The 12,719-nt window shown below is 42.9% G+C and carries 11 protein-coding genes; 1 reads left to right on the forward strand and 10 read right to left on the reverse strand.

The window, feature by feature from the left end:
- Positions 1-29: 29 nt before the first annotated feature.
- Both BM095_RS07555 and BM095_RS07560 read right to left on the reverse strand, forming a co-directional pair.
- Positions 30-896, reverse strand: a complete 867-nt coding sequence (locus tag BM095_RS07555) for a ParB/RepB/Spo0J family partition protein (protein ID WP_091659646.1) — start codon at positions 894-896, stop codon at positions 30-32.
- Positions 889-1,650 carry a ParA family protein gene (locus BM095_RS07560; RefSeq protein WP_091659649.1) on the reverse strand — a complete coding sequence of 254 codons (762 nt, stop codon included), beginning with the start codon at positions 1,648-1,650 and terminating at the stop codon, positions 889-891. Before BM095_RS07560 ends, BM095_RS07555 begins: the two co-directional genes overlap by 8 nt.
- A 230-nt stretch (positions 1,651-1,880) precedes the next feature.
- On the opposite strand from BM095_RS07560, the gene BM095_RS07565 reads away from it, so the two are divergent.
- The gene (locus tag BM095_RS07565; RefSeq protein ID WP_177194747.1) at positions 1,881-3,980 is read left to right on the forward strand and encodes a catalase; all 2,100 of its coding nucleotides are present in this window, start codon (positions 1,881-1,883) and stop codon (positions 3,978-3,980) included.
- A gap of 223 nt (positions 3,981-4,203) precedes the next feature.
- Here the strand turns inward: BM095_RS07565 and noc are convergent, their stop codons facing one another.
- The 8 genes from noc to rpmH form a co-directional block, all read right to left on the reverse strand.
- Complete coding sequence (gene noc, locus BM095_RS07570) at positions 4,204-5,058, reverse strand: nucleoid occlusion protein (protein WP_091659654.1); 855 nt, start codon at positions 5,056-5,058, stop codon at positions 4,204-4,206.
- A 408-nt stretch (positions 5,059-5,466) separates the two neighbouring features.
- Positions 5,467-6,183, reverse strand: coding sequence for a 16S rRNA (guanine(527)-N(7))-methyltransferase RsmG (rsmG, locus tag BM095_RS07575; RefSeq protein ID WP_091659656.1), 717 nt, complete (start codon positions 6,181-6,183; stop codon positions 5,467-5,469).
- 162 nt (positions 6,184-6,345) lie between these two features.
- Positions 6,346-8,238, reverse strand: a complete 1,893-nt coding sequence (mnmG, locus tag BM095_RS07580) for a tRNA uridine-5-carboxymethylaminomethyl(34) synthesis enzyme MnmG (protein WP_091659661.1) — start codon at positions 8,236-8,238, stop codon at positions 6,346-6,348.
- Between the two features lie 305 nt (positions 8,239-8,543).
- Positions 8,544-9,920, reverse strand: a complete 1,377-nt coding sequence (gene mnmE / locus BM095_RS07585) for a tRNA uridine-5-carboxymethylaminomethyl(34) synthesis GTPase MnmE (RefSeq protein ID WP_091659664.1) — start codon at positions 9,918-9,920, stop codon at positions 8,544-8,546.
- Positions 9,921-10,306: 386 nt separating this feature from the next.
- Positions 10,307-10,930, reverse strand: a complete 624-nt coding sequence (gene jag / locus BM095_RS07590; RefSeq protein WP_091659667.1) for an RNA-binding cell elongation regulator Jag/EloR — start codon at positions 10,928-10,930, stop codon at positions 10,307-10,309.
- Positions 10,927-11,703, reverse strand: coding sequence for a YidC family membrane integrase SpoIIIJ (gene spoIIIJ / locus BM095_RS07595; protein WP_091659669.1), 777 nt, complete (start codon positions 11,701-11,703; stop codon positions 10,927-10,929). Before spoIIIJ ends, jag begins: the two co-directional genes overlap by 4 nt.
- A gap of 122 nt (positions 11,704-11,825) precedes the next feature.
- A complete protein-coding gene (gene rnpA, locus BM095_RS07600; RefSeq protein WP_091659672.1) occupies positions 11,826-12,170 on the reverse strand; it encodes a ribonuclease P protein component in 345 nt (114 codons plus the stop codon).
- Between the two features lie 148 nt (positions 12,171-12,318).
- Positions 12,319-12,456, reverse strand: coding sequence for a 50S ribosomal protein L34 (gene rpmH, locus BM095_RS07605; RefSeq protein WP_091659674.1), 138 nt, complete (start codon positions 12,454-12,456; stop codon positions 12,319-12,321).
- Positions 12,457-12,719 lie beyond the last annotated feature (263 nt).

Genomic DNA, 12,719 nt, shown 5'->3' on the forward strand with positions numbered 1-12,719 from the left:
TGCAATCCATGAAGGCAGTAGGCCTGTCCCTACGTTAGATCATTCTGATTCTTTTTTTCCAGCAATTCTAGTATTCTTTCTAAATCTTCATCTGTCATAAATTCTATTTCAATTTTCCCTTTCCGCTTTCCTTTTTTGATAGACACAGAGGTTCCAAAGTACGTACGTAAGTCTTCTTCTTTTGTACGCAAAAACGGAGAAGGCTCTCCTTTATTTTTCGATTTTGTTTCACGTGGAACGTTATTATTTAAGCGCTGTACCAATTCCTCTGTTTGTCGGACATTTAACGCTTCTTTCAGTATTTTTTCCGTAACAAATAGAGCATTCTCTTTATCTTTTAATCCCATGATTGTACGTCCGTGCCCCATCGATATTTCATTGGCTGCAATCTTTTCTTGTACTTCGTCTGGAAGCTGTAGCAGTCGAAGATGATTGGCTATATGAGGACGACTTTTCCCTAATCGCTTAGATAATTCTTCTTGAGTCACTCCCAAGTATGTCATGAGTTTTTCATAAGCTCTCGCTTCTTCTAAAGGGTTAAGATTCTCTCTTTGCAAATTTTCAATGAGAGCGACTTCCATCATTTTTTCATCTGTCAAGTCTTTGACAATGGCGGGTACGGTTTTAAGACCAGCCTCTTTGGCAGCTCTAAACCTTCGTTCTCCAGCGACTATTTCATATCCTTTAATACTTTTTCGTACGATAAGCGGCTGGAGTATTCCATTTTCTTTAATGGATTCTTTTAATTCCGTAATTTTTTCATCTTGAAAGGTTTTTCGAGGTTGATAAGGATTGGGACGTAACTCTTTTAATTTTATCTCTTCCACCGTTGCATCCTGGTTTTTAGGCTCATCTGGAAACAAAGCATTCAATCCTCTGCCTAGTCCTCTAGCCATGGCTCACCACTTCCTTTGCTAAGTCTGAATACACCTCGGCTCCTCTGGACTTCGCGTCATATGAAATAATAGGCAGACCGTGACTCGGTGCCTCACCTAAACGAACATTCCTTGGAATAATAGTCTCAAACACTTTCTCTCGAAAATATTTTTTGACTTCTTCAATAACTTGGATACCAAGGTTCGTGCGGGCATCTAGCATGGTAAGCAACACACCTTCGATTGCCAACTCGGTATTTAAATGTTTTTGGACAAGTCTTACAGTGTTTAGTAATTGACTCAGCCCTTCCAACGCATAGTACTCACATTGTACAGGAATCAAAACAGAATGAGAGGCTGTCAATGCATTTATAGTTAATAGGCCCAGAGAAGGCGGACAGTCGATGATAATGAAATCATAGTTTTCTTCCACTTCTGACAAGGCTTTTTTTAAACGTATTTCCCTGGAAATGGTTGGGACTAACTCTATTTCTGCCCCGGATAGTTGTATCGTTGACGGTATTGCATCTAAATTCTCTGTGCTCGAAGGCTTGATTATTTCGTTAGGATCTCCGTCTTCTACTAATAGGTTATAGACACATTCATCGACATCACCTTTTTCAATGCCGACGCCGCTCGTAGCATTCCCTTGAGGGTCCATATCGACCAGCAATACTTTCTTCCCTATGTATGCTAATCCAGCACTTAAATTAACGGCTGTGGTCGTTTTGCCAACTCCACCTTTTTGGTTAGCGACAGCAATCACTTTTGCCATCGAAACACCTACTTTCTTCGCTCGCTATCTAAACTTTCTATCATTCTATCATGTTTTTCAAAACTTTTTACAAAGCTTTCCCAATTTCTTTCCTTCTTAACTGATCCTTGCCTGTTCCTGTCATTCCTTCACTATCTTTGCCTAATAATACAATTTCGTGTGTATAAATAGGATTCCTGCTGAAAAACTAAAAAGGAATAGCAATTTATCAGGAGGATAGGAGGCGGCTTATGGACAACCAATCTAAAAATGAAAAAGATAGTCAATTAGAGGATTATCGAGTCGAACATAAAAATACGAAATTAACTACGAATCAGGGAGTACGCGTGAATGACACAGACAACTCCCTCAAAACGGGTGAAAGAGGTCCGACATTAATGGAGGATTTTCATTTCCGTGAAAAAATGACTCATTTTGACCACGAACGAATTCCCGAACGAGTGGTTCACGCCCGCGGTTTTGGTGTGCATGGAGAATTTCAAGTCTATAAGCCCTTGACGAAATGGACAAAAGCCAAGTTTTTACAAGACCCTTCAGTAAAGACTCCCGTATTCGTGCGCTTTTCAACTGTAGTTGGTTCAAGAGGGTCAGCGGATACTGTACGAGATGTCCGTGGCTTTGCAACAAAGTTTTATACGGAAGACGGTAATTATGATTTGGTTGCTAACAACATCCCCATATTTTTTATTCAAGATGCTATCAAGTTTCCCGATGTGGTTCACGCTATTAAACCTGAGCCAGATAATGAAATTCCACAGGCCACCGCTGCCCATGATACGTTTTGGGATTTTGTAGTGAATCACACAGAAACGGCCCATATGATCATGTGGTTGATGTCTGACCGGGCCATTCCGAGAAGCTTTCGTATGATGGAAGGGTTTGGAGTAAACACATTCCGTTTCATCAATGAAGAAGGGAAAGGCCATTTCGTGAAATTTCATTGGAAACCAAAGCTCGGGGTCCATTCTCTCGTGTGGGACGAAGCACAAAAAATCGCAGGGAAAGACCCGGACTTCCACCGCCGGGACATTTGGGATGCGATAAATAACGGGGACTTTCCGGAGTTTGAGCTTGGTGTGCAAGTGATTGAAGAAGAACAAGAATTTAACTTTGATTTTGATATATTGGATCCTACTAAGTTTTGGCCAGAAGAACAGGTCCCTGTGCAACTGGTTGGAAAAATGACATTAAACCGTAATCAGAACAACTTTTTCGCTGAAACAGAACAGGCAGCCTTCCACCCTGGGAATGTAGTTCCGGGAATTGATTTTAGCAACGATCCGCTTTTACAAGGACGACTGTTTTCATACCAAGATACACAACTTCTCCGTCTTGGCGGTCCTAACTTTCATGAAATACCGATTAATCGACCGACCGCGCCAGTACACAATAACCAAAGAGACGGATTTCATCAAATGAGTATTGATAAAGGAAAGGTGAGTTACTCTGCAAACTCTCTGCGCCAAAATGCTCCAGAACCAGCCACTGATGCAGAAAATGGCTACGTCCATTATCAAGAAAAAGTGGAAGGCTATAAAATTAGACAACGTAGCAGTAGTTTCAATGACCATTACCGTCAAGCTACCTTATTCTGGAACAGCATGTCCGCTGCTGAAAAGCAACATATTATCGATGCCTTCCACTTTGAAGTGGGGAAAGTAAAGGACAAACAAATCAGACAACGGGTCGTCGATATGTTTAATCATGTTGACGGAGGACTCGCCGCTCAAATAGCTCAAGGAGTTGGGGCGAACCCGCCGTCCCAACCAGGAGGAACAGGAATAACTGCTTCATCACCTGCCGTTAGTCAGGAAAATACAATCAAAGAAGCACGCACGAGAAAAGTAGCTATGCTTCTCGAAGGCGGTTTCTCCTTTGAACCACTGATGCAAGCTCTCACAAGTTTGCAGGGAGCAGGTCTACAAGTTGAGCTCATCAGTCATCAATTAGGGATGGTGACAAGTGAGGAAGGACAGCAGCTAGAAGCAATGAAAAGTTATACTACTGCTGGCTCTGTCATGTATGACGCCTTAGTGATCCCAGGTGGACAGCAATGCTTAAATAACTTGTCCATGCATAAAGACACCTTCACTTTTCTTAATGATACCTTTAAACATGCAAAACCTATCGGAGCATTTGATGAAGGGGCAGATCTCCTAATGTCCTCTGATGTACAAGGGACTTTAATAGCGGACCCTGAATCAACCAATCAAGTATTCTCTGACTTAGGAGTTGTTACCGTTCGAAAAGCGGATGACTTCACGGCATTTACGAATGAATTTATCCAAGCTATTGGTCAGCACCGCCATTGGATGAGACAAACTGGATGATCCAGCGATGCGGAAACGCCTTGATTTGTACAGGAAGTGCTGACTTTTCATTATACACAGGGCGAAAGCAAGCGTAGTGTAGCTTGAACTGCTCTTGTCCCTGTGGTGCAAGCGAGCCTGTCGAGTCATCCAACCCCTAGAGCAAAATGTTTAATAACCCCAACAAATTTTACAGAACCACAAAATAAGACTGTCTCTGAGGATTACTTCCTCTAAGACAGTCTTATTTTTTCTTAGGTATTCGGATGGTGAACTGGTAAAAATCGTCATGGTCTTCTTCTTCCGCTTTGATGTTCATCCCGCTTTTTGAAATCATATCTAATGATTGCCGAATCGTATTCATGGCAAGACGTGTGTCTCTCGAATAATGCTTACGGGTAGGCTTTTTCTTCGCTGGTTTTTTTTCCGCATATGCTTCTTTAATCAATTCTTCTGTTTGCTTGACATTTAACTCTTTGGACATGATCTGTTGAAGAATTTCATTTTGCTTCTCCGTCTCTTTCACAGAAAGCAGGGCCCGTGCGTGACGCTCCGTAATCGATCTATTTTTTAACGCTTGTTGTGCTTCCTCTGTCAATTGCAAAAGTCTCAGTTTGTTTGCGACGGTTGATTGGCCTTTGCCTAAACGCTGAGCCAAACTCTCCTGTGTGAGCCCATGTAATTCAATCAACTTCGCAAACGCGGCTGCTTCTTCGATCGCTGTCAGTTCTTCTCTCTGTAAATTTTCGATTAAAGCGAGAGAAGCCGTCTCTGTATCGTTAAAGTCTTTAATGATTGCCGGGATTTCTGTCATTCCCAAGCTCTGTGCCGCTCTCCAACGACGCTCCCCGGCTATGATCTCGTATTGCTCATTTCGTTTCCGAACAGTGATTGGTTGCAAAAGTCCGTGCGTACGAATGGATTGAGCAAGCTCTGCAATCTTTTCCTCTTGAAAGATCGTACGTGGTTGGTAAGGGTTTGCTACAATGTCATGGATGGATAGATACGTAATTTCCTCGTGTACCTTCTCTTTGTCCTCATTTCTATTGTCTTCTTCCGGCTCCCCGAGACCTAACCACTTTTGAAGGGATTGCTTCATTGCTTGACACCACCTTAATTTGAAAAACGTAAGCGCTGTACTCAGTATAATTCGCGCTAGTCAGACGAAAATCCTGCTGCTCTATTCCCGTTCCCTCGTCCTTCCATTTTAACATGATAGGTGTAATTGTCTATCTCTATCACCTATTCCGTAAGAAAAGCGCAAGGCGCCTGAAGCTAGACAAAAGAAAAGCAAAAGGCGCCCGCCCATCGGCGACAAGCGCTGGCTGGAGAAGGAAGTTCGACTAAGAACGTCTCGTCCTGAGACAACGTCGAACTGACCCACGTCGTGTGGGCCTGAGGAGGCTTGCCGCCGCAGCGCGGGTTGAAGCGACCTCGAGCCGATGGCGCCTGAAGCTAGACATCGATCACTAAAATTATAATTCCTTACTGTCGACGAAAAACCCCGTTAAAGAATCGGTTTTTTCGCCGGGGTTCCTGCCTTCCGAGGGTAAGCTTTCGGAGTGGCTTTCATTTTTTTCACTGTTAAAATATAACGTTTGCTGTTCTCATTAGGAAGCTTACTTGCATAAGGTTCCTCCCATTTACATTGTAAGGCTTGGATGGCTTTATTCGCCTCTTTCTGTTCTTCGATCCCCGAGGCTCCTTTCATTGCTAAAAAAACGCCTCCCGTCTTAACGAATGGCGTGCACAACTCTGTCAATACCGGCATTCTTGCCACGGCCCTAGCTATGGCTACGTCATAGGAATCTCGATGATTGCGGTCACGCCCGTAGTCCTCGGCTCTCCCATGGAGCAAGGTCACGTTCTTTAATTGTAATTCTCTCACCAGCTCTTCTAGAAAAGCAATTCTCTTTTTTAAAGAATCAATAATAACGATATGAAGATGCGGAAAGCAAATGTTAATCGGCAAGCTTGGAAAACCAGCACCCGCTCCAATATCAACGACACGTGCAGCATCGTGAAAGGAATAAGCAAACGAAGCCGTTAATGAGTCATAAAAATGTTTTTCATATACCTCATCTTCTTCGGTAATGCTCGTTAAATTCATTTTATTATTCCATTCAATGAGTAATTGATAATATCTATCAAATTGATTCATTTGATCTTCTGTCAGTGTTATACCTTCTTTTTTCAACCACTCGGGAAATAAAAGTTTACTCATAAACGCCACCTTATCTCTTCTATATATGTAGAAAAACTCCAGCGCCGGTGTACTCACCAATCGTAGGGGAGGAACGCGGGCGCTGGAGCGTACTTTTGGGAAACAACGGAGACACTTCGACTTAACGGTTATCTACCTTTGCTTGCCGTATCAATGACATGCTTAGGCATCAGCGGTTTTTGCAAGCCTTCCTTGTTCAAGATATACGAGTAAGATAGAGATATCTGAAGGGTTCACACCAGAGACACGGGAGGCTTGTCCTACAGAAAGAGGACGAACTTGAGACAACTGATGTTTTGCCTCTGTAGCTAATCCCGTAATTTGATGGTAATCTAAGTCTTCCGGAATTCGTTTCTTTTCCATTTTTTGCATTTTTTCTACTTGTTCAAGCTGCTTACTAATATAGCCTTCATATTTCACCTGAATTTCTACTTGTTCGGCGACATCAGGCATGATTGCCTCGTCAGCTGGAACAAATGGAGCCACATCATGATAGCCTAATTCAGGGCGTTTCAGCAAATGAGCTGCAGAAACAGCTTCCTTCATAGGAGACGATTGCTTTTCTTTTAGCATGTTCTGCAAGTCTTCGTTTGGTTTAATGATGATGTTTGCCAACCGTTCTTTTTCACGAGCAATGGCTTCCTTTTTCTTCGTAAATCTCTCGTAACGCTCCTCTGAAATTAAACCAATATCATAGCCGATATCCGTAAGCCTTAAGTCTGCATTGTCGTGACGAAGGAGAAGACGATATTCTGCACGAGATGTTAGCAAACGATAAGGCTCATCAACTCCTTTTGTGACCAGATCATCAATGAGTACTCCGATATAACCATCTGAACGCTTGAGTACGACTCCTTCTTTTCCTTGTACTTTTCGCGCAGCATTAATGCCAGCCATGATTCCTTGAGCACCTGCTTCCTCATAGCCAGACGTTCCATTAATTTGACCAGCTGTAAACAAGTTTTCAATTAATTTCGTTTCTAAGGTAGGCCATAGCTGAGTCGGTACGATCGCATCGTATTCAATGGCATGACCCGGGCGCATCATTCTAGCATTCTCAAGCCCAGGCACCGACTTAATCATTTTGAACTGCACGTCTTCCGGGAGACTGGTGGACAAGCCTTGCACATAGACTTCAGACGTATTTCTTCCTTCTGGCTCAAGAAAGATCTGGTGTTTAGGCTTGTCGTGAAAGCGGACAATTTTATCCTCCACGGATGGGCAGTAACGAGGCCCTGTTCCTTCTATCATTCCAGAATACATAGGGGAACGTGATAGATTATCATTAATGATTTGATGTGTCTCTGGAGACGTGTAAGTGAGCCAGCACGGAAGTTGATCCGTAATATACTTTGTCGTTTCGTAGGAAAAGGCTCGTGGCTCTTCGTCTCCCGGCTGGATCTCTGTTTTGTCGTAATCAATAGAGTTTCCGTTGACTCGCGGAGGGGTCCCTGTTTTAAAACGAACCATTTCAAAACCTAGCTCCTGCAAATCATAAGAAAGGTTAACAGAAGCCTGCATATTGTTCGGACCACTTTCATAAGAAAGGTCGCCAATAATAATTTGACCGCGCAAAAACGTACCTGTTGTAATGATCACAGTTTTACCGGTATAGACGGTCCCCGTATTCATGACAACTCCTTTGCACACGCCATCCTCTACTACAAGCTTCTCAACCATTCCTTGACGCAACATAAGGTTTTCTTCTTCTTCTAGCGTTTTTTTCATTTCCACCTGGTACAGGGCTTTATCTGCTTGTGCCCGCAGTGCGCGGACGGCAGGACCTTTCCCTGTATTCAGAAGACGCATTTGGATATGCGTTTTATCAATGTTTTTTGCCATTTCACCGCCAAGAGCGTCAATTTCACGAACAACTACGCCCTTTGCAGGCCCTCCTAAAGAAGGATTACAAGGCATAAACGCAACAGCGTCCATATTCAATGTCAATATTAGCGTTTTCGCACCCATCCTGGCAGCAGCCAAGGCTGCTTCAGTACCTGAGTGACCGGCACCGACTACGATGACGTCAAACTCTCCGCCTTGATATTGCTCCATCATATGAACCTCCTTCTATATTTGTATTTCTATTAAGTCACTATGGAATCTACTTCCGCTTTTTTATTGTCTAGCTGCAGCAGTCTGCCGCTCGGGGTTTCTTCAAGCCAGGCATAGAAAGTAAAAATCTACTTTCTATGCTGGCTCTCCAGAACCTGACGCAGGCCCACACGACGTGGGTCAGTTCGGTGTTGTCACAGGAACTTCCGCAGGAGGCGGTGGCTTCTACGTTGCCCACACGATGTGGGCGGTCTTAGTAGAAGTTCCTTTTTCTTTAGCCGAACTTCCTTTATGCTTCCGCTTTTCTATTTCCCTAAGCAGAATTGGGAGAAGAGCTGGTCGATTAAACCATCATGGGCATTGTCGCCTATAATTTCGCCGAGCTGTTCCCAAGCTCGGGTAATATCGATTTGTACCATATCTACCGGCATCGACAATTCGGCAGCTTCCAGTGCATCATCAATCGATTTTTTAGCTTGGTTTAACAAACTGATATGACGGGCATTAGACACATAACTTAAGTCTTGTGTCTCCACTCCTTCTTCAAAAAACAAACGAGCAATGGCCTGCTCGAGCTCTTCAATTCCTTCATCTTTTAGTAGAGACGCTTGGATAAGCGGCCGTCCTTCAGCTAACTCACGAAGACGCGTCTCATCCACTTTCTTCTCCAGATCTGTTTTATTCATTACGATGACGGCATTTAAATCACGAATCGCTTCAAAGAGGGCTTCATCTTCTTCGGTTAATTCTTCCGCGCTATTTATAACGAGTAGAATTAAGTCAGCTTCTTTCAGTACTTGGCGCGAACGCTCCACACCAATTTTTTCTACGATATCTTCTGTTTCTCGAATTCCTGCTGTATCAATTAAACGAAGCGGGACTCCCCTGACATTGACGTATTCTTCTAACACATCACGTGTTGTACCTGGGACATCCGTAACAATGGCTTTATTTTCGTGTACCAAACTATTCATTAAGGAAGATTTCCCCACGTTCGGTCTTCCGATAATAGCAGTAGAAATACCTTCGCGAAGAATCTTTCCCTGCTTAGCGGTTGCAAGTAATCCTTCTATCTCTTCACGGACAGCACGTGCTTCTCTTTTTAACAGTTCCAAGGTCACGTCTTCCGCATCGTATTCAGGGTAGTCAATGTTTACTTCAACGCTCGCCACTGTTTCAATGAGCTGTTGACGGAGACGTCTGATCTTATTCGACAGGCGTCCTTCGACTTGTTTCATAGCTACATTCATAGCCCGATCTGTTTTTGCACGAATGAGATCGATTACCCCTTCTGCTTGAGAAAGATCGATTCGGCCATTTAAAAAAGCGCGCTTTGTAAATTCCCCTGGTTCTGCAAGTCTTGCTCCTTCACTGAGCACTACATCAAGCACTCTATTCACCGACACAAGACCCCCGTGGCAATTAATCTCTACAATGTCTTCCCTCGTAAATGTCCTCGGCGCACGCAACACGGATACCATTACTTCCTCTATTACTTCTTCTGAATCCGGATGAACAATATGACCGTAATGAATCGTATGCGACGCGACATCTACTAATCGAGACTTCCCTTTATATATTTGATCCGCAATGGTGAGAGCCTGATCCCCGCTCAAACGAACAATCGCAATGGCTCCTTCACCGGAGGGAGTAGATATAGCAGCAATTGTATCGAATTCCATCTGTCTTCCCCCTTTCTCTAGGGTTTACTCTTATCTATGTCAACTAGTATAGACGATTTTTCCACATTTTAAGGAAAGATGAATTTCTTCTTCCCTAACACAATAGAATATCACAATGTGGACCATTGGGAAAGAATGAATTTATCCACATGTGGGTAACTACCTTTTACTTTACGAAGATTTCATCATGTACGGACTCCTTTTTGTCTTTATACCTAAGAGCTTCTGTTCCTTTGGCAAACAATAGCAATTGTGGGGGAACACGACTTCGATCCGCCTGAAGCTGGACAGTACTCCAGGAATGGTTTATTTCGCACAACAAAAAGCACCCGTCCGGTGATTCTCGGATTCGGGTGCTTCTTCAGTAATAGCTCGGGGAGTACTATTTATTTTTCAGGGTATATGACGATATAGCGATGAGGTTCTGTCCCTTCAGATCGAGTAAGGACTCCCTGTCTGTTCTGGAGAGCCGAATGAATAATTTTTCGTTCGCGAGCATTCATTGGTTCCAATAACTCTTTTAGTCCCGTACGTTCGACCTTTGAGGCTAAACGTTCAGCCAATTGTTCCAGAGCCTCTTGACGACGTTTTCTATAATTTTCGGCATCTAAGATAATTCTCGTATAACGACCGCTAGTACGGTTGGCCGCTAAGTTCACCAAATATTGAAGGGAATCTAACGTTTTTCCGCGTTTCCCGATAATCACGCCCAGATCCTCTCCACTTAAGAGAAATTCAGTTTCTCTCCCATTTTTATGCATTTCCACGTCAACCCGTACTTTCATTTGCTGGAGAATGTCTTGGAGAAAGGCTAACGCTTCTTCTTCAGGCTCTGCTTTTAATGTAGCTTCTAACAGCGCGTCCTTTCCACCAATGATTCCCAAGAAACCTTTAGTAGGCTCTTCTAGTACTTTGTACTCTACATTCTCCACTTTGTCAGTGCCAAGTTGTTTCAGAGCCTCTCTTACCGCATCTTCCACTGTTTTCCCCGACACTTTTACTGAATTCACTTTTTCTTCGCTCCTCCCGCTTTCGCTTCCGTTCTTGCATCAGCACGCTTTCTTGCTCCTGGTCCGGTAATAAAGTATGTCTGTACAATCATGAAAATATTACCGATTACCCAGTACAACGCCAAGGCTGATGGGAAAAAGAATGCAAATGCCGTAATCATAATCGGCATCATATACAAGAGAATCTTCATTTGCGGATTGTCTTGAACCATCATCATCCGTTGTTGAATAAATGTGGTAGCCCCTGCAATAAGCGGCAACACATAATCAGGTTGTCCTAATTCAAACCACAAGAACTGATGGCCGCCAATTTCCTGTGTCCTCATGATGGCGTGGTAAAACGCAATCAGAATTGGCATTTGAATAAAAATAGGAAAACACCCAGCTAGCGGGTTTATGTTATGTGTTTGAAAGAGTTGCATTGTTTCTTGCTGCAGCTTCTGTTGAGTCTGCTGGTCTTTTGCACTATACTTTTCTCTTAATTTCTGCATTTCAGGCTGAATTTCCTGCATAGCGCGTGCACTTTTCGTCTGTTTAATCATTAAAGGCAATATGACGATCCGTAACATAATGGTGACAATAATAATCGATAACCCGTAATTTTCCCCAGTTGCTTCTGCAATTCTTATAATGAGCCAGGATAGAGGGTAAACAAACACCGAATTCCAAATGCCTTCACTGTCTTCATTTATCGGCTGATTCACATCCATACAGCCAGATAAAAATAGAGCGACAGCAACGAGCATTCCTGTCAGACCTATTTTCTTGTACACAAAAGGTTCCTCCTTGGGCAGATTTCACGTATGTTCTATATTTTATCGAAGTGTTAAGAAGAAATAAAGTACTAATCGTAGCGCAAAGCCTTTTCTAACAAAGGAATTCCTTAAGAAAGGGATCACTTTTTCTTCAAGACGCGAGCAACTCGAAAAACATGGTGTAAGCTTTTTTTTATTTCATGGTACGTCATCTTTGTGACCGGTTTTCTTGCGATGACAATATAATCTCTTTCTCCCTTTAAATCTTCGCTCAGCTCACGCAATGCCTCTCTCAACAAACGCTTCATACGATTTCGTGCTACGGCATTTCCCATTTTCTTGCTGACAGTCAAACCCACACGGAAATGAGGTTGATCGGTCTTTTTTAACACATATACCACAAACTGTCGGTTCGCAACGGACGTCCCTTCGTCAAAAATGCGGCTGAATTCATGGTTTTTTTTAATACGGTTTTCTTTTTTCATAATGGCCCTCCATTAGAAAAACGTCAATCTCTAGGTTAGAAGAGGACGTAACACTTTCGGATATTGGCGTACACCGCCTGAAGCTAGGTCCCGAACACGCTAACATTTGCTTTTTAACTTAAAAAAAGACCACTGAATAGCAGTGGTCTTAAGCAGATAATACTTTTCTTCCTTTACGACGACGGTTCTTCAACACATGGCGACCGTTTTTCGTTCTCATACGTTCACGAAAACCATGTACTTTTTTACGCTTACGTGTATTTGGTTTAAACGTTGGTTTACCCATTATATCTTGCACCTCCCTGAGGAATCTAACGTTATCATGACATTCCTTACGATTATATAGAGGAATGAATTTAATTGTCAAGGACTCTTTCTACTCTTTAAGAAAAGTAATGAATAAGTGACGTGTCATTCATAGAATGTCAGGTTTCTTCTTTCGTTCCTCTACAACCAACGTTGTGATCCTCTCAAATATTCACGCGCTTTCATATTCATCTATGAATCCTTTTTAAGTGGGAGGTGAATTTCCTTTCCATGAAAACCTCT

The sequence above is a fragment of the Alteribacillus iranensis genome, from assembly GCF_900113025.1.
In the GTDB taxonomy this organism is placed as follows: Bacteria; Bacillota; Bacilli; order Bacillales; family Marinococcaceae; genus Alteribacillus_A; species Alteribacillus_A iranensis.

Excerpts from the sequence above, each read along its gene's own strand:
- BM095_RS07555 (WP_091659646.1), bottom strand. The coding sequence starts at position 896 with ATGGCTAGAGGACTAGGCAGAGGATTGAATGCTTTGTTTCCAGATGAG.
- BM095_RS07560 (WP_091659649.1), bottom strand. The coding sequence starts at position 1,650 with ATGGCAAAAGTGATTGCTGTCGCTAACCAAAAAGGTGGAGTTGGCAAA.
- BM095_RS07565 (WP_177194747.1), top strand. The coding sequence starts at position 1,881 with ATGGACAACCAATCTAAAAATGAAAAAGATAGTCAATTAGAGGATTAT.
- noc (WP_091659654.1), bottom strand. The coding sequence starts at position 5,058 with ATGAAGCAATCCCTTCAAAAGTGGTTAGGTCTCGGGGAGCCGGAAGAA.
- rsmG (WP_091659656.1), bottom strand. The coding sequence starts at position 6,183 with ATGAGTAAACTTTTATTTCCCGAGTGGTTGAAAAAAGAAGGTATAACA.
- mnmG (WP_091659661.1), bottom strand. The coding sequence starts at position 8,238 with ATGGAGCAATATCAAGGCGGAGAGTTTGACGTCATCGTAGTCGGTGCC.
- mnmE (WP_091659664.1), bottom strand. The coding sequence starts at position 9,920 with ATGGAATTCGATACAATTGCTGCTATATCTACTCCCTCCGGTGAAGGA.
- rnpA (WP_091659672.1), bottom strand. The coding sequence starts at position 12,170 with ATGAAAAAAGAAAACCGTATTAAAAAAAACCATGAATTCAGCCGCATT.
- rpmH (WP_091659674.1), bottom strand. The coding sequence starts at position 12,456 with ATGGGTAAACCAACGTTTAAACCAAATACACGTAAGCGTAAAAAAGTA.